The sequence below is a fragment of the Pinisolibacter aquiterrae genome, assembly GCF_019160155.1.
Classification (GTDB): domain Bacteria; phylum Pseudomonadota; class Alphaproteobacteria; order Rhizobiales; family Ancalomicrobiaceae; genus Pinisolibacter; species Pinisolibacter aquiterrae.
The window spans coordinates 321,420-341,247 of sequence record NZ_JAFNIH010000041.1 but is presented as its reverse complement, the minus strand read 5'-3'; the positions used below and the strand labels follow the sequence as shown (position 1 = coordinate 341,247).

Below are 19,828 nucleotides of genomic sequence, written 5' to 3'. Positions count from 1 at the left end.
GGTCGACCCGTGCCCGCCTCACGCCGCGCGTCCGGTGACCGTACGCGGGTCGAGCAGGCCGGCGAGGAGTTCGCGGGTCGACGCGGCGACCGGCACCAGCGGCAGGCGCATGTCGGGCGCGATTTCGCCGGCGAGCGCCAGCGCCGCCTTGACCGGACCGGGGTTGCTCTCCACGAACATCGCCGCGATCAGATCGGCGAGGCTCTCGTGGAGCCGCAGCGCCTCGGCGCGGTCGCCGCGCCGCCAGGCCGCGACCAGGGCGACCATCGCCTCGGGGGCGACGTTGGCGACGACGCTCGTCACGCCGACGGCGCCGAGCGCCAGGAAGGGAAGCGTCAGGCCGTCGTCGCCGGAATGGACGATCAGATCGTCGCCACAGGCGGCGCGCAGGCGCGTGACCCGTTCGACCGAGCCGCCGGCCTCCTTGATGACGAAGACGTTGGCGCGACGGGCCATCAGCTCGGCGCAGGTCGCGGGCGCGATCTCGACGCCGCAGCGGCCGGGCACGCTGTAGAGCATCACCGGACGGCCGGTCGCGGCGGCGACGGCGTCGTAATGGGCGATCAGGCCGGCCTGGGTCGGCTTGTTGTAATAGGGCGTCACCACCAGGACGGCGTCCGCGCCGGCCTTCTCGGCGGCGCGCACCTTGGCGACGGTCTTGCCGGTATCGTTGGAGCCGGCGCCGGCGACCACCAGGGCGCGGCCGGCGGCGATGCGAACGGTGCGCTCGATCAGGGCGACCGCCTCGGCGTCGGAGAGGGTCGCGGCCTCGCCGGTGGTGCCGACCGGCACGAGCCCGGCGACGCCGGCGACGATCTGGCGCTCGACCAGGGCGTCGAAGGCGGGAAGGTCGATCTCGCCGTCGCGGAACGGGGTGACGAGGGCGGTGAAGACACCGGCCCAGCGGTCTTTCTCGGTCTGGTCGATCATCGGGGATCCTCTGGAGTTCGAAGCGTGTCGAGGCCGTAGCGGCCCGGAGACCGGGGCACGGAGACGAAGCGGCGAGCGGCGGCGAGAGCGCCGTCGGCGAAGGCGGAGAGCGAGGCGACCGCATGGGTGAGGACGATCTCGGCGGTGCCGAGGTCGAAGCGCACCACGGTGGTGCCGACCACGTCGCCCTCGCGGCGGACGAGGATCGGCGGCGGGCCGAAGTCGAGGCCGGTCGCCTCGCGGCGGATGCGGTCGATCATCGCGGCGATGCGGCGCGAGGTGCCCGAGGGCTCGGGCTTCTTGCGGGCGTGATAGGTCTCGGTGACGGTCACGGCGGCGCCGGGGTCGCGGCGCGCCCAATCGGCGACCGTCGCCTCGAACCCATCGAAGCCGAGAGCGAAGTTCGGTTCGATCAGGAGCGGGCGGCGGGCGGCGTGGCGGGTGAGCGCCGCCTCTTGGACCGCGTCGAAGCCGGTGGTGCCGATCACCACCGGGATCGGTTTCTCGCCCATCGAATCCTGAAGGGCGAGCGAGGCGGTCGGCGTCGAGAAGTCGACGAAGACGTCGCAGTGACAGTTCATCGACGGCTCGATCGGCCGATATTCGAGGATACCGCCGGCGACCGGCATGCCGATCCGGCTCGAGGTCGGCGAGACCAGGGCGGCGGCGAGTTCGAGGCCGGGGTCCGCCAGGATCGCCTCGACCACGCGCAGGCCGACCCGGCCGGATGCGCCCATCACACCGATGCGCATGACGTCTCCTCCCGTTCTCAGTCGATGACGACCTTGGTCTCGGACATTTCGCGCAAGGTGACGCGTACGCCCTCGCGGCCGAGGCCGGAGCCCTTGACGCCGCCGAAGGGGACGTGTTCGGCGCGGAAATCCGGACCTTCGTTGATCATCACCCCGCCGACGACGAGATCGCGCGAGAACTGCTTGATCACCGCGTGGTCGTTGGTGAAGACGCCGGCCTGGAGGCCCCAGGAGCCGGCGTTGACTTCCGCGATCGCCTCGGCCGGATCGGCGAAGGTGCGGGCGGCGACGATCGGCCCGAAGGTCTCGTCGGCGATCACCGGCGCGTCGACGGCGACGTCGGCGAGGACGGTCGGGGCGACCAGCGTCCCGTCGCGCGTGCCGCCCGTGAGGAGGCGGGCACCGCCGGCGATCGTCGCGGCGATGCGGCGCTCGACTTCCGCCGCCGCGGCGGCATCGATGACCGGACCCATGTCGGTGTCGAGCGAGGCGGGATCGCCGAAGCGATGGGCCGCGACCGCCGGCAGCAGGCGGTCGAGGAAGGCGTCCGCGACGTCCTCGTGCAGATAGAGCTTCTTGACGGCGGCGCAGCTCTGGCCGGCGATCTCGAAACGGTGGCCGATCACGGTCTCGACGGCGCGGTCGAGGTCGGCGTCGGGCAGGACGAAGAGCGGATCGTTGCCGCCCAGTTCCATCAGGCAGCGCACCAGACCGGAGGCGTTCTTGAGGGCGAGGCCGCCGGCCGGGCCGCCGGTGAAGGAGAGGAGATCGATCGGCGCGCGGGCGAGCGCGACCGCGACCTCGGCGCCGCCGTGGACGATCTGGAACAGGTCCTCGGGCCAGCCGGCCTTCACCGCGAGTTCGGCGAGGCGGGCGGCGGCGAGCGGCGCCTTGGGCGAGGGTTTCGCCACCACCGCGTTGCCGGCGGCGATCGCCGGACCGAGCTTGTGGCAGAGGAGATTGAGCGGATAGTTGAAGGGCGTCACCGCGCCGACCACGCCGACCGGCTCCCAGGTGATGCGGGCGAGGCGGTCGGCGCCGCCCTCGACGATGCCGCAATGGAGCACCTCGCCGTCGAGGAAGGTGGCGGCATCGCCCGACAGGCGCAGCGTGTTGCCGGCGCGGCGGACCTCGTTTCGCGCCTCGCGGATGGTCTTGCCGACCTCGCCGCAGAGGATTTGCGCGAGATTTTCGGCATCGGCGGCGATCGCGTCGGCGAGCGCACCGAGGAGGGCGCGGCGCACCGCCGGGGTGGAGCGGCGGAGGTCGGCCTGGGTGCGTTTGGCGCGCAGGGCCGCCGCCGTGACGTCGGCGGGCGTGGCGAGCGGCACTTCGCCGATCGGCCGGCCGTCGAAGGGGCTGGCGACGGACAGCGTCGTGGAACCCTCTATCGTCAAGCGCTGGGGGAAGACCATGGAGACCTCGTCATCGTTTCGGTGCGTCGGGAACGGCCGCCAGGGCGGCGATGGGAACGGGGCGGGCCGGCCAGCGGTCGCCGGTCAGGTCGCGGGGCCTGGGCGCGGGGGCGTCGGGGCCGAGCCGGGCGCTCGCCTCGGCCACCCAATGGGCGCAGAAGCGTCCCTGGCAGAGGCCCATGGCGAAGCGTCCGGTCAGTTTGATCTCGCGGCCGGCGGGCGTGTCGGCGCCGGTGAAGAGGACCTTCAGGTCGCCGACCGTGCGCCCCTCGCAGCGGCAGAGAACGGTGTCGTCGGGCAAGGTCTCGAGCGGATCGAGTGGGCGGGCCGGGGCGAAGACGCGGGCGAGCACGGCCTGGGCGTGGCGCTCGCGGGCGAGACGGCGCAGATGGTCGCGGGTCGCCTCGGGGCGGCCGTCGATCAGGGCCAACGCCCGGTCGGCGGCGCGCTCGCCGTCGATCTCGGCGGCGACGACGCCGAGCACCTCGCGGCCGTCGCCGGCGGAGACGACGATCGGACCGGCACCGGGCGTCTCGTTCGCCGCCGGCAGGCCGTGATCGTTGGGACGGATGCCGTCGTGGAGGGCGACGTGATCGACCTCGAGCGTCGTCCGGCGGCCGCGCCGATCTCGCAGCCGCACCTCGAAGGCGTCACCCTTCGGCGTGATGGCCTCGAGCACGGTGGCGCGGCGCCAGGGCACGCGGGCGAGGGCGAGCCGGCCGAGATGGACGGCGGCCTCGGCGAGGTGGCGCGGATGGGCGAGAAGGCCGAGGCCGGCCACCATCTCGGTGAAGGGATCGGCCGCCTCGACCACCGCCACCGGCGGACGGCCACGGGCGGTCAATTGGCCGGCGAGCGCGATCAGGAGCGGGCCGGAGCCGGCGAGAAGGATGCGCCCCTCGGGGATGCGGCCGGTCTCCTTCATCATCACCTGGAGACCGCCGGCGGTGACGACGCCGGGCCGATGCCAGCCGGGACGCGGCCGCACGCTCTCGAGCGCGCCGGTCGCGAGGATGATCGCGCGCGGGTGGCATGCCTCGACCCGGCCGGCGACGCGGTCCTCGAGCAGGGCCGCGCCGGCGCCGTCGAGGCCGAGGAAGGCGGTGCGCAGGCGGGGGACGATGCCGGTCCGGACCAGCCCCTCGTCGAGGCGCGCCCAACGGCGTTCGCCCTCGCGGCCGATCGGCCAGGGCTCGACACCCTCGATCGGCCGGCGATGGAAGGCCCCGCCGAGCGCCGGGCGCATCTCCACCAGCATCACCGAGGCGCCGGCGTCGGCGGCGCGGACGGCGGCGGCGATGCCGGCGGGGCCGCCGCCGATCACCAGGAGGTCAGGATCGGTCATGACGATCCTCCGCGGGCTCGACGCGCCCGTCCGCGCGTGCCGGGGTGAGACAGGCCTCGACGAGGACGCCGTCGACCCGCACGAGGCAGGCCTGACAGGCGCCGATGCCGCAGAAATAGCGGGTCTCACGGCCGGCCGGATCGAGGCCGAAGGTGCGCAGGCCCGCCGCCGTCAGCGCGGCGGCGATGGTCTCGCCGGGGCGGAACGGGACGGCGGCGCCCCGGAACAGGAAGGTCGACGCGGTCATGCGGCCGCCCTCCCCTCGCGGAAGCGGGCGGGGTCGAAGGGGGCGAGATCGACGCCGGGGTCCTCGCCGAGGAGGAGGCGGGCGATCGAGCGGCCCATCAGCGGGCCGAGACAGATGCCGTCGCCCTCGAAGCCGGTGGCGACGTGGAGACCGGCACGGCCGGGCACGGCGCCGACCAGCGGCAGGCCGTCGACCACCGCCGTGCGCAGTCCGGCGAAGGTGCGCAACAGGCGCACCGAGGCGAGGCCGGGGACGAGGCGCAGCGCGTCGCGCAGGATGTGGGCGACCGCCTCGGCGTCGGTGTCGGGGCGGGCGGCGTCGTTCTCGCGGGTGCCGCCGACCAGGAACTGGCCGGTGCGCAGGGGATCGATCACGAGGCCGTAGCCGCGCGCGGAGGCAGCGGGCGCGGCGCCGGGGGCGCTCGCCTTGCTGAGCAGGTAGCGCGCCGACATGATCGCGCCGGGCAGACCGGCGTTGAGGGCGGGGGCGCGTTCGGTGACCAGCAGCTGACCGCGACGCGCACGCAACACGCCCGAAAGCCCGAGGAGATCGGCCGAGCCGCCACCGGCGGCGATCACCACCGCCTCCGCCTCGATGCGGCCGGCGCCGGTGTCGAGGCCGGTGACGCGGCCGGTCCGCGGATCGGCGACGAGCGCGTCGACGCGGACGCCGCGCTCCACCGCGAGGCCGGCGCGGGCGATGAGCCGGCGTACGATCTCGTAGCCGATGGCGTGCCCCTCCTCGCGGACCTCGGCGGCGGCGCGGACGTCGGCCGAGAGCGAGGGGGCGAGAGCACGCAGCCGCTCGTTCGTCAGCCGCTCGACGGAGACGCCGGAGGCGGCAAGCGCGGCGGCATGGGTCGCCAGCACCTCGGCCTCGGCGTCGTCGACGGCGACGAGGAAGGTCGAACGTGTGAAGAAGAGGCCGTCGAGGACTCCCTCGGCGGTCAGCTCGCGATACAGTCGGATCCCGGCGGTGGCGGTCGCCATCATCGGCCCCGGCCGTTTGGAGGCGACCGAGACGGCACCGTCGGCGGCGCCGGTGGCGGCGGCGGCGGGCGCGCGGGCCTCGACGAGCCGCACCGACACGCCGGCCCGTTTCAGGAAATATGCGGTCGAGACGCCGACGATCCCGGCACCGACGATCACCACGGGGGGTCTTGGAGACGACGAAGCCACGTTGGAACCATCCACACTGTCCGAACCTTCGCCGGAAAGTGTCGGTTCGCCCCCCTCTTCTGTCGATACAAGAACGCGGCCCGCTCTCCTCGCGTTTTTTGTATCGTAGCCGTTGCGCCGCCGCCCTATCGAACGCGGACGAGGTCGAGACATGCCATGGCCAAGATAAGCCTGACGCTCATTCAGACGTTTTATCATGTGGCCCGGCGCGGCTCGTTTTCGGCCGCGGCGCGCGAGCTGAACCTCAGCTATCAGTCCGCCGCCAATCACGTGCGTCGATTGGAACAGATCCTCAAGGACAAGCTGATCGATTCCGAACAGGGGGCCAAGCAGGTCACCCTGACGCCGCGCGGCCGCTCGCTCTACAATCTGCTCGATCCCGAACTCGACATCATGCTGGAGAGGCTGACGCTTCTGCTCGAGAACCAGCGTTCGACGCTGCGGGTGGGGATGCCGCAGGCGATCTTCTTCTTTCTCTTTCCGAGGATCCTCGCGGAATTCCGCGATCGTCATCCCGACACGGAAATGTCGGTGTTCGAGCGCGACACCGTGCTCGCCGAGATGGTCAAGAACGGCAGCCTCGACGTGTGTCTGTCGGAGCGCTACTTCGGCGACCCGGTGGTGCCGCAGCGCCTGCTCGGCACCTATCGGCTGTCGCTGGTCTATCCGCGATCCTGGGGGCCGCCGCCGGCGGTCGACGAGGTGCCGGACTGGGCGCGCGGGCGCCCCTTCGTCACCTTCGAGCCGGGCCAGACCTTGCGCAACCACGCCATGGACTTCCTCGGACGCGGCGGCGCGCCGGCCCATCCGACGATCTCGACATCCGGCAGTTCCAGCGTCAAACGCTGCGTCGAGGAGGGGCTCGGCTTCGCGGTGATCCCGACCTGGTGCGTCGGCCCCGACGACACCGAGGTCGTCTCGGTCAAACTGACCAACCTGCCCGAGGTTCGGGTCTATTTCGGTTGCGCCGGCTATCTGCGCAACAATCCGGCGGTGCAAGATCTGTTCGAGATCTGCCGCGGCCGTCTGGTCGGCGAGGTCCTCGAGGAGGCGGTCGGCGAAGACGCGGCCACGGCTTCGAGCCTGGGGGCGTCGGCGCGCGCGGCTTCATACAAGAAATGACATAGGAAGACCGGGCTTTCTAGCATTGTTCGAAATGCGGTCACGCTCAAAACTTGCCCATCACGATCCATTCGTTTCCGAATGCTCGGGACACCAGGGAGAGCCGGACATGCGTTTGTGGAAACAGGTCATCGGGGCGATCGCCCTCGCGGTTTCGATGATGGGCGGCGCCGCCCGTGCCGACAGCACCATCGATCAGATCCGCGCCCGCGGCGTGTTGAAGATTCCCGGCATCCTCAACGAGGATCCCTATTTCAACAAGGATCCGCGCACCGGCGAGTGGCGCGGCTTCGCCATCGAGATGGGTCGCGACATCGCCAAGACGCTCGGCGTCAAGCTCGAGGTGGTGGAGTCGAGCTGGGCCAATTCGATCCTCGACGTGCAGAGCGGCAAGGTCGACATGGCGCTCGGCATCACCGCGACGCCGGTGCGCGCCATGTCGGTGTCGTTCTCGAGCCCGACCTATTTCAACAGCTTCGTCATCATCTCGGCGAAGAAGGAGCTCGAGGGCCTCAACTGGGCCCAGCTCAACGATCCGAAGTACACGTTCGCGGTCGACCTCGGCTCGTCGCAGGATCTGATCACCCAGCAGTATCTGCCCAAGGCCAACGTCCTGCGCTTCAAGACCCGTGACGAGGCGATCGTCGCGGTCTCCACCGGCAAGGCCGACGGCCTCGTCAACACCATGCTCAACGGTCTGGTGATGACCAAGAAGGTCCCGGCGCTCGGTTCGGTCAAGGTGCCGACCCCGGTCCTGTCGACCCCGTCGGTGATCGCCATGAACCAGAACGCCGATCCCAACTTCAAGGCCTTCGTCTCGGCCTGGGCGGAGTACAACCGCCGCATCGGCAACAATCAGACCTGGATCGTCAACAGCCTCGCCACCTTCGGTATCGTCCTCGACGACATGCCCAAGGGCTTCGGCTTCGGCGGCTGATCCCGACGACCGACACCAAGAGATCCAAAATCCCCGAAATCTTCGAGAAAGGGCCGGCTCACGCTGGCCCTTTTTTCATCATTTTTGCCCGATTCTGCCTTCCCTCTAGGCAAACTAATTGCGAAGTTTCCAATCGCGTGTAACTTCGAACGTATCGACACGACACAAGTCGAAGTCCGCATCCGTATTCACACCGGCTTCGGCCTTATCAAATGTCAACCGCGAGGCGGCGCCTCGGCGGCATGGTTTTCGCGCAACCACGGGAGCCCCCATGTCCGCAGAACCAGCCCGTCGCGATCTCTTTCTCGGCCGGTTCGCCCGTCCGACGAAGGCGCACGGCCTGCGCCCGCCGACGGCGATCGAGGAGGCACGGTTCGTCGCGCTCTGCGACGGCTGCGCCGCCTGCGCGCCCGCCTGCCCGGAGACGGTGATCCGCCTCGACGGCGAGCGCCGGCCGGTGCTGCGGTTCGAACACGGCGAATGCACCTTCTGCGGCGCCTGCGCCGACGCCTGCCCGAGTCATGCGCTCACCCGCGTCGGGGTGCGGGCGTGGACGGCGACGGCGTCGCTCGCCGGCAAGTGCCTGGCGGTCGGCGGGGTCCACTGCCGCACCTGCGGCGATGCCTGCCCGCGATCGGCGATCCGCTTCGCGCCGCAGATCGACGGGCGTTTCCTGCCGGCGGTGATCGACGCGGATTGCAACGGATGCGGTGCCTGCGTCGCCGGATGTCCGGTCGACGCGGTGAGCGTGAACGAGAGGCCGCAGGGCCGAGGAGAAGCGGCATGAACGTGATCGGCGTGTTGGTCCATGCGGTGCCGGAGCGGGTGAGCGAGGTCGAGATCGAGATCGCCGCCATGGACGGCGTCGAAGTCCATGCCGCCACCGGCGACGGCCGGCTGGTGGTGACCGCCGTCGACATCGGCGAGCGCTTCGCCTCCGACAGTCTGATGGCGATGAACCACGTCGCCGGGGTGATCGGCACGTCGCTCGTCTATCACGCCTCCGAACCCGACGACGTCGCCGCCTGACCCTTTCTTCGGCGCGAGAGCGCCACCCGAGACGGGAAGGGCGCCCCTTCCCCCCCGACTGCCAATCGACCCCGAGGAGGTCGCGAGAGATGACGATGGAAACTTCCCGCCGCGACGTGTTGAAGGCTTCGGCCGCCGCCGCCACCGCCGCGGTGGCCGGCGTCTCGCTCCCCGCATCGGCCGCTCCCGTGGGCGACGCCGGCATCCGTTGGGACAAGGCGCCCTGCCGCTTCTGCGGCACCGGCTGCTCGGTGCTGGTCGGCACCAAGGACGGCCGCGTCGTCGCCACCCAGGGCGACCCGGAGGCGCCGGTCAACCGAGGCCTCAACTGCATCAAGGGCTATTTCCTCTCCAAGATCCTCTACGGCCAGGACCGCCTGACCACGCCGCTCCTCAGGAAGAAGAACGGCAAATACGACAAGGAAGGCGACTTCACGCCCGTCTCCTGGGACGAGGCCTTCGACGTGATGGCCGAGAAGTGGAAGGCGGCGTTGAAGGCCAAGGGGCCGACCTCGGTCGCCATGTTCGGCTCGGGTCAGTGGACGGTCTGGGAGGGCTATGCCGCCGCCAAGTTGATGAAGGCCGGCTTCCGCTCCAACAATCTCGACCCCAACGCGCGCCACTGCATGGCCTCGGCGGTGGTCGGCTTCATGCGCACCTTCGGCATCGACGAGCCGATGGGCTGCTACGACGACCTCGAGCATGCCGACGCCTTCGTGCTGTGGGGCTCCAACATGGCGGAGATGCACCCGATCCTGTGGTCGCGTCTCACCAACACCCGCCTCACCAAGCCGGGCGCGGAAGTGCACGTGCTCTCCACCTTCGAGCATCGCTGCTTCGAACTCGCCGACAACGGCATCGTCTTCGTGCCGCAGACGGATCTGGCGATCCTCAACTACATCGCCAACCACATCATCCAGACCGGCGCGGTGAACAAGGCCTTCGTCGAGAAGAACGTCAACTTCACCAAGACCGCGACCGACATCGGCTATGGCCTGCGCCCCAATCATCCGCTCCAGAAGGCGGCAGCGCATCCCGACGACGGCACGATGACGCCGATCACCTTCGAGGAATACGCCGAGGCGGTGAAGCCCTACACGCTCGAATACACCTCCAAACTCTCCGGCGTTCCGGCCGAGAAGCTGGAGCGTCTCGCCAAGGTCTACGCCGACCCGAAGAAGAAGGTGATGAGCCTGTGGACCATGGGCTTCAACCAGCATTCGCGCGGCGGCTGGGTCAACTCCTTGATGTACAACGTGCATCTTCTGGTCGGTAAGATCTCCGAGCCCGGCAACTCGCCGTTCTCGCTGACCGGCCAGCCCTCGGCCTGCGGCACCGCGCGCGAGGTCGGCACCTTCGCCCATCGCCTGCCGGCCGATCTGGTCGTCACCAATCCCGAGCATCGCAAGACCGCGGAACGGATCTGGAAGCTGCCGGAGGGCACCATCCCGGAGAAGCCCGGCGCCCATGCCGTTCTCCAGAACCGCATGCTCAAGGACGGGCTCATCAACGCCTACTGGGTCCAGTGCAACAACAACATGCAGGCGGCGCCGAACATGAACGAGGAAGGCTGGCCCGGCTATCGCAACCCGGCCAACTTCATCACCGTGTCCGACCCCTATCCGACCGTGACCGCGCTCGCCGCCGACCTGATCCTGCCGACCGCGATGTGGGTGGAGAAGGAGGGCGCCTACGGCAACGCCGAGCGGCGCACCCAGTTCTGGCGCCAGCAGGTCACCGCGCCGGGCGAGGCCCGTTCCGACGTCTGGCAGGTGGTCGAATTCTCCAAGCGCTTCAAGATCGAGGACGTCTGGCCGGCCGAACTGATCGCCAAGATGCCGGAAGTCGCCGGCAAGACCCTCTACGAGGTGCTCTACAAGAACGGCAATGTCGACAAATACCCGCTCGCCGAGACGGCCGAAGGGTTCGAGAACCAGGAATCCAAGGACTTCGGCTTCTATCTGCAGAAGGGCCTGTTCGAGGAATACGCCTCGTTCGGTCGCGGTCACGGCCACGATCTGGCGCCGTTCGAGCAGTATCACAAGGCGCGCGGCCTGAAGTGGCCGGTGGTCGACGGCAAGGAGACCAACTGGCGCTTCCGCGAGGGCTACGACCCCTACGTCAAGCAGGGCGAGGGCGTGCGCTTCTACGGCTACAAGGACGGCAAGGCCAAGATCATCTTCGCTCCCTACGAGCCGCCGGCGGAGAGCCCGGACAAGGACTTCCCGCTGTGGCTGGTCACCGGCCGCGTGCTCGAGCACTGGCATTCCGGTTCGATGACCCGGCGCGTGCCCGAACTCTACAAGGCCTTCCCGAACGCCGTCGTCTTCATGCATCCCGACGACGCGATGGGGCTCGGGCTCCGGCGCGGACAGGAGATCCGGATCTCCACCCGTCGCGGTGAAGTGACGAGCCGCGTCGAGACGCGCGGCCGCAACAAGCCGCCGAAGGGCATGGTCTTCTTCCCGTGGTTCGACGAGGGCCAGTTGGTCAACAAGCTGACGCTGGACGCCACCTGCCCGCTGTCGAAGGAGACCGACTACAAGAAGTGCGCCTGCAAGGTCGAGCGCGCCTGATTTCCCTTCGATCCGGATCGCTCGACGGGGCGCCCACCCCGCTCGATCGGTCCGGAGCGAAACGGCCGGCGCCGTCGCCGAGGTCCCGCCCGTGGTCGAGATGCCGCGCATCGAAGCCGTCGGAGTGGTGCCGGCCACCTCCCCCCTGCGACACAACCCTGGTTCCGCCGATGTCCGCCTCGCGCAAGTCCGATGGACCGTCGAATCCCGAGCGCCGCCGTCTCGTCGAGACGACGTTGCGCGGTGCCGTCGGCGCCGGTGTCGCCGGCGCCCTGATCGGTGCCTACCAGCGCTCCGCCGAGGCGATGCCGACCCAGGCGATCCGCCCGCCGGGCGCGCTGCCCGACGAGCGGGCCTTCCTCGCGGCCTGCGTGCGCTGCGGATTGTGCGTGCGGGCGTGCCCGTGGAACACGTTGAAGCTCGCCGATCTCGGCGATCACGTCGCCTCGGGAACCCCCTATTTCATCGCCCGCAAGACCCCTTGCGAGATGTGCGAGGACATCCCTTGCGTCAAGGCGTGCCCGACCGGCGCGCTCGACCACGGCCTCGTCGACATCAACAAGGCGAAGATGGGCACGGCGGTGCTGGTCGACGAGGAGAACTGCCTCAACTTCCTCGGCCTCAGGTGCGACGTCTGCTACCGCGACTGTCCGGTGATCGACAAGGCGTTGACGCTGGAGATGGAATCCAATCCGCGCACGCGCAAGCACGCGATCTTCCGGCCGACCGTCCACGCCAGCGACTGCACCGGCTGCGGCAAGTGCGAGAAGTCCTGCGTGCTCGAGGAGGCGGCCATCAAGGTGCTGCCGCTGAAGGTCGCGCGCGGCGAACTCGGCCGTCACTACCGGCTCGGCTGGAAGGAATACGAGAAGCACCAGGGGCCGCTGGTCGACGGCATCGTCGATCTGCCTGACCGGGCGCCGGGCGACGTCACCCCGCCCTCCGGCGTGCCCGACACCCCGCCGATCATCGATCCGACCAAACTCGGAAAGGGGTGGAAGCCATGACCGCGCTCTCGCCCACGCCCAAGGCCCGGCTCAATCGCGAGGCCCGCCTCGCCGCGCAGGAGGTGCTGCCGGCGCGCGGCTTCCTCACCCGCAACAAGTTCCTTCTGCTGCGCCGGCTCTCCCAGACGCTGGTGCTCGCGCTGTTCCTGACCGGGCCGCTGTTCGGCCTGTGGATCGCCAAGGGCACCCTCGCCTCGTCGATGACCTTCGGCATCCTGCCGCTGACCGATCCGCTGGTGCTCGTGCAGATGCTCGCCGCGCGCCATGCGCCGGAGGGGCTGGCGATCCTCGGCGCGGCGATCGTCGCGGTCGGCTACGCGCTCGTCTCCGGCCGGGCCTATTGCTCCTGGGTCTGCCCGATCAATCCGGTCACGGATCTCGCGCATTGGACCCGCGAGAAGCTCGGCCTCCAGTCGAAGGGCTGGCAGCCGAAGCCCGAGACGCGGTTCTGGGTGTTGGCGATGGTTCTGGTCGTCTCCGGCGTCACCGGATCGATCGCGTGGGAACTGGTCAACCCGATCACCCATGCGTTCCGGGTGGTGGTGTTCGGCGCGACGGCCTCGCTCACCTTCGTGGTGGCGGTGTTCCTCTTCGACCTCTTCGTGGCGCGGCGCGGCTGGTGCTCGCATCTCTGTCCGGTCGGCGCCTTCTACGGGCTCCTCGGCGCGGGCGCGCTGGTCAAGGTCTCGACCTTCAAGCGGGCCGCCTGCGACCACTGCATGGACTGCTATGCGGTCTGCCCGGAGCCGCACGTGATCTCTCCGGCGCTGGAAGGGGCGAAAAAGGGCGCCTCGCCGGTGATCTCGTCCCGCGACTGCACCACCTGCGGCCGCTGTATCGACGTCTGCGATCGCGGCGTCTTCCGCTTCACCCATCGTTTCGATGCCTCCGAGACCACGACGGTCGATGCCGTCCGGTCGAACTGTTCGGGAGAAACTCCATGAGGAAGCTCGTGCTCGTCGCGGCGCTCGGCGCGGCCGCTCTCACCTTCGGGATCGGGTCGGTGGCGAGCCAGCAGGCCGCCGAGGTCAAGACCCTGCGCGGCGTCTCGCCGACGGTCGACGTGCCCGCCCCCGACACGCCCCATCAGAACGTCTCGGGACGGTTCGACCGCGCCTATCGCCAGCAGCCGCCGCTGATCCCGCATCAGATCGATCGCTATCAGATCGACCTCAAGGCCAATCAGTGCCTCGGTTGTCACGACTGGTCGGTCGCCGCCAAGAACGGCGCCCCGACCCTGTCGATGACCCATTATCTCGACCGCGACGGACATCAGACCGACACCGTCGCGGGCACCCGCTGGTTCTGCACCCAGTGCCACGTCCCGCAGGTGGACGCCAAGGAACTGGTCGAGAACACCTTCAAGCCGTCCCAGACCAAGTGACCGCGCGTCGAGGGCAGGACCCCTCGTCGTCTCGACGTTCGGAGCGACATCCATGACCGACACTCCCGTCACCGCCGATCGCCCCGGCTTCCTCAAGCGCCTGTGGCGCCTGTTCTGGTCGCCCTCGGGCTCGATCGCTCTCGGCATCCTCCTCGTCCTCGGCTTTCTCGGCGGCATCGTCTTCTGGGGCGGCTTCCACTGGGCGCTGGAGATGACCAACAACGAGCAGTTCTGCATCTCGTGCCACGAGATGAAGGACAACGTGTATGCCGAATACAAGAATACGCCCCATTTCCAGAACCATTCCGGCGTCCGCGCGACCTGCCCGGACTGCCACGTGCCGAAGGAGTGGCAGTACAAGATCGTCCGCAAGATCCAGGCGTCGAAGGAACTGTGGGGCCACTTCATCACCGGCTCGATCTGGACGCGCGAGAAGTTCGTCGATCGTCGGCTCGAACTCGCCCGCCACGAATGGGCGCGGATGAAGTCGACCGACAGCCGCGAATGCCGCAACTGCCACGGCTTCGACTTCATGGACTTCACCAAGCAGGAGACGCGGGCGGGCAAGCAGCATCAGCTCGCGGTCGACACCGGCAAGACCTGCATCGACTGCCACCAGGGCATCGCCCATCGCCTGCCGGAGGGTGGCCGGGAGTCCTACGAGAAGCTGATGCTGGAGATGAAGGCCGAGGCCGATCACGGCTCGAGCAAGGCTCTCGCCTCCTTCGCCGCCGATCTTCCCCGGAAGTGACCAGCCTCTCATGACGAGGCGTCGCCGCGAACCGACCGCCGGTTCGCGGCGACGCCGTCTTCTCGCCTCCTCTTGCCGCTTCCATCGACGATCGGGAGATCTCCCTTGGCTTCGCTCGCGATACCGCTCGGCCTGGCGATCCTGATGTTCGCGGTCGGGTCGGAGACCCGGATCTCGGACTTTCGCGCGCTCGTGGCGAGCCCGCGCGCGGTGGCACTGGGGCTTTCGATCCAGCTGGTGATCCTGCCGCTCCTTGCCGGCGTCGTCGCGACCCTCTTCGCGCTGCCGGCGCCGCATGCGGTCGGACTGGTCCTCCTCGCCGCCGCGCCGGGCGGGGTCACCGCCAATTTCGTGACGCTGATGGCGCGCGGCGACGTCGCCCTTTCGGTGACGACGACGGTCGTCACCAGTCTCGCCGCGCCGCTCGCGGTGCCGGCCTGGGCCGGGGCCGCCTTCGCCTGGTTCGCTGGGGAGAGCGTGGCGGTGGCGCTGCCGTTCGGGGCGACGCTCGCGGCGATCTTCGTCACCACCGTGGTGCCGCTGATCGCCGGATCGGCGGTGGCGCATCGGTGGCCGGAGGCGGTCGCGCGTCGGCGCGCGTGGCACCGCCGGATCTCGACGCTGGTCTTCGTCGTCATCGTCACGACGGCGATCGCGGCGCAATGGCCGGCTCTGCTCGCGCACGGGCCGACGGTCGGCCCGGCCGCGCTCGTCTACGATCTCGCCGCGGTGGCGCTCGCCGTCGCGGCGGCGAAGGGGCTGGGGATCGGCCGCGCCCGCGTCGCGGCGCTGATCCAGACGACCGGCCTGCGCAACGTCGCGGTGGCGCTGACCGTGGCGATCACGCTCCTCGGTCGCCCGGACGTCGCCGTGGCGGCGACCATCTACGTGCTGGTGATGAATGCGGTCGCGCTCGCGCACGTCGCATGGACGCGTCGGCATTTGCCGAAAATCAAGGACGGCAAGCGGGAACTCGTGTGAAATGCGCGGTGGAGCCTTCCGCTCCGCGGAGACGATCGGGTCGATGGTCCGGGGACATGCCAGAACGGGCATCTTGACCGCGCTGCGCCGCAAGGCCGGCGGCGTCGGGGTGTTGCTGTTCTCGATCGTGTTCCTGGTCGGCCTGCTGCGCGGCGAAGCGCTGGCCCTCACGGTCGGCGATCAGGTCTGCATCTTCATGGGCGGCTCGCTGCCGCCCCGCACCTTCGCCAGCGATCCGAGCGATCTCTCCGATCGCGCGCACGACTGTTGCGACCTCGGTCTCTGTCTGGCGGGGACGGCGCTGCCGCCGTCCGAGCCCGCGCCGCTCGCGCTGCCGCGCGCGATCGCGCGCCTGCGTCGGTCGCCCCGGCCGCGCGCCGCCACGCCCCCCACCTCCCGCCACGACCATCGCCCACGCGGACCTCCGGCCTCGGCCCGGTGACGGTTCGGCGCGGCCACTCGGCCGTGCACGACGGCGCCTCGCCACGATTCGGTCCGGTTCACCGAACGTGCCCACCGATGCGACGTCGCCGATCCCTCGCCGATGGTTTCGGGCGCCCGTCCTCGCTCCGTACGGGCGCCCGCCGACCTTCGGTCTCGGATCACATTCCGCAACGTCACTCGCGTCAATTTCGCGGATTCGACGACGAATTTCCGCCTCGCCGTGCATCTTCGCGCCGTTTCGCGCGGGGGAATGACGTTTTCATGCCCTCGCCCACCAGAGCTTGACCATCGTCAAGGAAGCGATCGGCGCACGTGGCATGGTCTGCGCCGGATAGGGACGCGATCCCGGGACACGAGTCACGGGATCGAGAGGCGCAGGGTGCGTCTCCTCGTTCGATCGGCGCGGCTTCGCGAAGCCGCACATTTCGCCCGACGCCCCGACCCGCCCAGAAACCAAGCGTTTCGCGATTCCGAAGAACGTTCGTGCCGTCGTCGCCATGAGGTGACTGCGAGGGGAAGGCCTTTGTCCACCGAACCGGGCTGGACCAGGGCTTCGCAGTCAGGCTGGGAGGCGATGGAAGGGGGGCTCGAGGGATCGTTTCACGAGCAGGAGCGCGATCATGAGATCGATACTGAAGACGTCCGTGGCTCTGGCCACTCTGATCGGCATGGGGACCGTCGGAGCCTTCGCCGCCGAGGGCCTCGAAGACGTGATGAAGCGGCGCGGGCTCAGCCAGAAGGACCTTCTGGCCGCCGCCAAGACCTATACCCCGACCGGCGGACGCGACGAATTCCTCGTCTTCTCCTCGAGCGGTCAGGCCGGCCAGATCATGGTCTACGGCATTCCCTCGATGCGCATCCTGAAATACGTCTCGGTGTTCACGCCCGAGCCGTGGCAGGGCTTCGGCTTCGACGAGGAATCCAAGAAGATCCTGCGCCAGGGCGACATCGACGGCCGTGAGATCAACTGGGGCGACACCCACCATCCCGCGCTCTCCGAGACCGACGGCAAACCCGACGGCGAATATCTCTTCATCAACGACAAGGCCAATCCGCGCGTCGGCGTCGTCTCGCTGCACGACTTCGAGACCCAGCAGATCGTCGTCAACCCGATCCTGCAGTCCGAGCACGGCGGCACCTTCGTCACGCCGAACACCGAATACGTGATCGAAGCGGCGCAGTATCCGGGCGTCCTCGGCCGCGGCTACGCGCCCCTCTCCGAGTTCAACGAGAAGTTCCGCGGCGCGGTCACTTATTGGAAGTTCGATCGGTCCAAGGGCCGCATCGATCCGGCCAAGTCGTTCTCGCTGGAACTGCCGCCCTACACCCAGGATCTGACCGACGCCGGCAAGGGTCCGTCGGACGGCTGGTCCTTCACCAACTCGTTCTGCGCCGAGCGTTACGTCGGCGGCATCGAACAGGGCAAGCCGCCGTTCGAGGCGGGTTGCTCGGCCAACGACGCCGACTATCTGCACGTCATCAACTGGAAGAAGGCGGCCGAACTGGTCGCGGCCGGCAAGTCGGTCAAGATCAACGGCCATGACGTCGTTCCGATCAAGACCGCGGTCGAGGAAGGCATCCTCTTCCTGATCGCCGAGCCGAAGTCGCCGCACGGCGCCGACGTCACCCCGGACGGCAAGTACATCATCGTCGGCGGCAAGCTCGACACCAACGTCTCGGTCTATTCCTGGGAGAAGATCAAGGCCGCGATCGACGCCAAGCAATATGCCTCGAAGGACCCCTACGGGATCCCGATCCTGGACATGAAGCAGGTGCTGCACACCCAGGTTCAGCTCGGCCTCGGACCGCTCCACACGCAGTTCGACTCGAAGCCCTGCATCGCCTACACCTCGCTCTACGTCGACAGCCAGGTCGCCAAGTACGACTATTGCGCCGGCAAGGTTCTCGACAAGATCTCGGTCCACTACAACATCGGCCATCTCATGGCGATGGAAGGCGACAGCGCCGCGCCGGGCGGCCACTATCTGGTCGCGCTCAACAAGCTGGCGATCGATCGCTTCAACCCGGTGGGTCCGCTGCATCCGCAGAACCATCAGTTGATCGACATCTCCGGCGACAAGATGGAACTCCTCTACGACATGCCGGTCCCGCTCGGCGAACCGCACTACGCGGCCTCGATCGCGGCCGACAAGGTCAAGCCGCTGATCCGCTACAAGTACGGCACCGACAGCCGCACCGGCCAGGCGAGCCCCGACGCGGTGCGTCCGGGATCGGAGAAGATCGTCCGCGAACCGGGTAAGGTCACCGTCTACGGCACCGCCATCCGCTCGCACTTCACGCCGGAAATCGTCGAGGCGAACGAAGGCGACATCGTCACCTTCCACATCACCAACGCCGAGCGCGCCGAGGACGAGACCCACGGCTTCACGGTCTCCACCTACTCCGGCAACCTCAGCCTCGAGCCGGGCAAGACCGCCTCGGTGACCTTCAAGGCCGACCGTCCCGGCGCCTTCTCCTTCTACTGCACCGAGTTCTGCTCGGCGCTCCATCTGGAGATGGAAGGCTATCTGATGGTCAAGCCGAAGGGCCTCGTCGAGCAGACCTCGACCAAGGCGACCGACTCGACCGTCTACACCAAGGCCGACTTCGACAAGCAGTACACCACCAACCTCGAGACCCAGAAGGTCATCGACACGGTCGTCAAGTACATCATGTCGACGAACTACAAGGACTTCCCGACCGTCGTCGCCCTCGTCGAGGACGCCGTCGACCAGCTCAACTTCGCCAAGGACGCCAAGGGCAAGACCGACGAGGCGGCGAAGAAGGAAGACTGGCAGCAGGGAACCCTGTGGGCCAACCAGTGGTGGCAGTATCAGGTCAAGGCCGCCGACATCGGTCTGCGCGTCAAGACCTACCTCGAGGAACACGGCGCCAAGACGGTCGCCAAGTAAGCCTCGGGACTCGCTCCTTCCAACGATCTCACTCCGCGCCCACGGGCGCGGAGCGGATGCCCCGCGACTTCGAAGGGCGGTCGGCCGCCCTTCTTTTTTTCACGCTTCGACACTCCGGGGCCCGGCCCCGACACCCGACATCGAGAGCTCCACGAAGGATCCGCCCATGCTCCGCACCGCCATGCTCACGCTCGGTCTCGTGCTCGCGCCTCTCGCCGTCGCCTCGGCCGAGGAGGCCGGTCTCGACGGAAAAGCCCTCTTCGCCACCAAGACCTGCATCGCCTGCCACGGCCGCAACGGCGCCCGCGCGATCCAGGTGTTTCCGAACATCGCGGCCCAGGACGCCGCCTATCTTCTCGCCCAGATGAACGACATCGCCGACGGCAAACGCGTCTCCGGCAACGACGAGCGCGGCTATCCGCGCACGCAGGGCATGAAGGACGTGATGCATCTGGTCTCGCCGGCCGAGCGCGCCGCGATCGCCGACTATCTCGCCAAGGCCGAGCCGGCGAAGGTGAAGCCGCTCGATCCGCCGATCGACGACGCCCGCCGCGCCGAGGGCAAGCTCGCCTACACCAAGGGCGGTTGCCAGACCTGCCACGGCCCGGATGGGCTGAAGCCGCTCGCGGGATATCCGATCCTCGGCGGCATGAAGCGGGATTATCTGGTGCTCCAGATGACGGAAATCAGGGACGGTATCCGTCAGAACGGCAAAGTGAAGACGATGCTGCCCTTCGCCAAGAAGCTCGACGAGGCGAAGATCGCGGCGATCGCCGACTACCTCTCCCAGATCGAGCGCGCGCCCAAGTGAGCCGACG

19 protein-coding genes are annotated in these 19,828 nt (G+C 68.8%); 13 read left to right on the top strand and 6 right to left on the bottom strand.

The window, feature by feature from the left end; genetic code table 11:
• Positions 1-18 precede the first annotated feature (18 nt).
• From dapA to J3S89_RS17030, 6 genes are read right to left on the bottom strand one after another with little or no spacing between them, the layout of a single operon-like run.
• A complete protein-coding gene (gene dapA, locus J3S89_RS17055) occupies positions 19-930 on the bottom strand; it encodes a 4-hydroxy-tetrahydrodipicolinate synthase (protein ID WP_217929004.1) in 912 nt (303 codons plus the stop codon).
• Positions 927-1,682, bottom strand: coding sequence for a 4-hydroxy-tetrahydrodipicolinate reductase (locus tag J3S89_RS17050; protein ID WP_217929003.1), 756 nt, complete (start codon positions 1,680-1,682; stop codon positions 927-929). Before J3S89_RS17050 ends, dapA begins: the two co-directional genes overlap by 4 nt.
• A gap of 17 nt (positions 1,683-1,699) precedes the next feature.
• Positions 1,700-3,097 (bottom strand): aldehyde dehydrogenase family protein, encoded by a 1,398-nt coding sequence (locus J3S89_RS17045; RefSeq protein WP_217929002.1) that lies wholly within the window; start codon positions 3,095-3,097, stop codon positions 1,700-1,702.
• Between the two features lie 10 nt (positions 3,098-3,107).
• Entirely contained in the window at positions 3,108-4,442 is a 1,335-nt protein-coding gene (locus J3S89_RS17040) for an FAD-dependent oxidoreductase (protein WP_217929001.1), read from the bottom strand.
• The gene (locus tag J3S89_RS17035; RefSeq protein WP_217929000.1) at positions 4,429-4,689 is read right to left on the bottom strand and encodes a 2Fe-2S iron-sulfur cluster-binding protein; all 261 of its coding nucleotides are present in this window, start codon (positions 4,687-4,689) and stop codon (positions 4,429-4,431) included. Before J3S89_RS17035 ends, J3S89_RS17040 begins: the two co-directional genes overlap by 14 nt.
• The gene (locus J3S89_RS17030; protein WP_230489180.1) at positions 4,686-5,840 is read right to left on the bottom strand and encodes an NAD(P)/FAD-dependent oxidoreductase; all 1,155 of its coding nucleotides are present in this window, start codon (positions 5,838-5,840) and stop codon (positions 4,686-4,688) included. Before J3S89_RS17030 ends, J3S89_RS17035 begins: the two co-directional genes overlap by 4 nt.
• Before the next feature lie 183 nt (positions 5,841-6,023).
• Between J3S89_RS17030 and J3S89_RS17025 the strand changes: the two genes are divergently transcribed.
• From J3S89_RS17025 to J3S89_RS16965, 13 genes are all read left to right on the top strand, one after another.
• Positions 6,024-6,989 (top strand): LysR family transcriptional regulator, encoded by a 966-nt coding sequence (locus tag J3S89_RS17025; RefSeq protein ID WP_217928998.1) that lies wholly within the window; start codon positions 6,024-6,026, stop codon positions 6,987-6,989.
• A gap of 109 nt (positions 6,990-7,098) precedes the next feature.
• Positions 7,099-7,926 carry a transporter substrate-binding domain-containing protein gene (locus J3S89_RS17020; RefSeq protein ID WP_217928997.1) on the top strand — a complete coding sequence of 276 codons (828 nt, stop codon included), beginning with the start codon at positions 7,099-7,101 and terminating at the stop codon, positions 7,924-7,926.
• Between the two features lie 271 nt (positions 7,927-8,197).
• Positions 8,198-8,713 carry a ferredoxin-type protein NapF gene (gene napF / locus J3S89_RS17015; RefSeq protein WP_217928996.1) on the top strand — a complete coding sequence of 172 codons (516 nt, stop codon included), beginning with the start codon at positions 8,198-8,200 and terminating at the stop codon, positions 8,711-8,713.
• Positions 8,710-8,955 carry a chaperone NapD gene (locus J3S89_RS17010; protein ID WP_217928995.1) on the top strand — a complete coding sequence of 82 codons (246 nt, stop codon included), beginning with the start codon at positions 8,710-8,712 and terminating at the stop codon, positions 8,953-8,955. The genes napF and J3S89_RS17010 overlap by 4 nt, the downstream gene beginning before the upstream one ends.
• An 89-nt stretch (positions 8,956-9,044) precedes the next feature.
• Positions 9,045-11,531, top strand: coding sequence for a nitrate reductase catalytic subunit NapA (gene napA / locus J3S89_RS17005; protein WP_217928993.1), 2,487 nt, complete (start codon positions 9,045-9,047; stop codon positions 11,529-11,531).
• A gap of 170 nt (positions 11,532-11,701) precedes the next feature.
• Positions 11,702-12,538, top strand: coding sequence for a ferredoxin-type protein NapG (napG, locus tag J3S89_RS17000; protein WP_217928991.1), 837 nt, complete (start codon positions 11,702-11,704; stop codon positions 12,536-12,538).
• Positions 12,535-13,482: a quinol dehydrogenase ferredoxin subunit NapH gene (gene napH / locus J3S89_RS16995; RefSeq protein ID WP_217928989.1), complete on the top strand. Its 948-nt coding sequence runs from the start codon at positions 12,535-12,537 to the stop codon at positions 13,480-13,482. The genes napG and napH overlap by 4 nt, the downstream gene beginning before the upstream one ends.
• Complete coding sequence (locus J3S89_RS16990; protein WP_217928987.1) at positions 13,479-13,922, top strand: nitrate reductase cytochrome c-type subunit; 444 nt, start codon at positions 13,479-13,481, stop codon at positions 13,920-13,922. Before napH ends, J3S89_RS16990 begins: the two co-directional genes overlap by 4 nt.
• Positions 13,923-13,974: 52 nt before the next feature.
• On the top strand, positions 13,975-14,673 hold the full coding sequence (locus tag J3S89_RS16985) for a NapC/NirT family cytochrome c (RefSeq protein WP_217928985.1): 699 nt from the start codon (positions 13,975-13,977) through the stop codon (positions 14,671-14,673).
• Positions 14,674-14,778: 105 nt separating this feature from the next.
• Positions 14,779-15,654, top strand: coding sequence for a bile acid:sodium symporter family protein (locus J3S89_RS16980; RefSeq protein WP_217928984.1), 876 nt, complete (start codon positions 14,779-14,781; stop codon positions 15,652-15,654).
• A 73-nt stretch (positions 15,655-15,727) separates the two neighbouring features.
• Complete coding sequence (locus J3S89_RS16975; RefSeq protein ID WP_217928983.1) at positions 15,728-16,096, top strand: DUF2946 family protein; 369 nt, start codon at positions 15,728-15,730, stop codon at positions 16,094-16,096.
• A 646-nt stretch (positions 16,097-16,742) separates the two neighbouring features.
• Positions 16,743-19,010 (top strand): Sec-dependent nitrous-oxide reductase, encoded by a 2,268-nt coding sequence (gene nosZ / locus J3S89_RS16970; RefSeq protein ID WP_217928982.1) that lies wholly within the window; start codon positions 16,743-16,745, stop codon positions 19,008-19,010.
• Positions 19,011-19,176: 166 nt separating this feature from the next.
• On the top strand, positions 19,177-19,821 hold the full coding sequence (locus J3S89_RS16965; RefSeq protein WP_217928981.1) for a c-type cytochrome: 645 nt from the start codon (positions 19,177-19,179) through the stop codon (positions 19,819-19,821).
• Positions 19,822-19,828 lie beyond the last annotated feature (7 nt).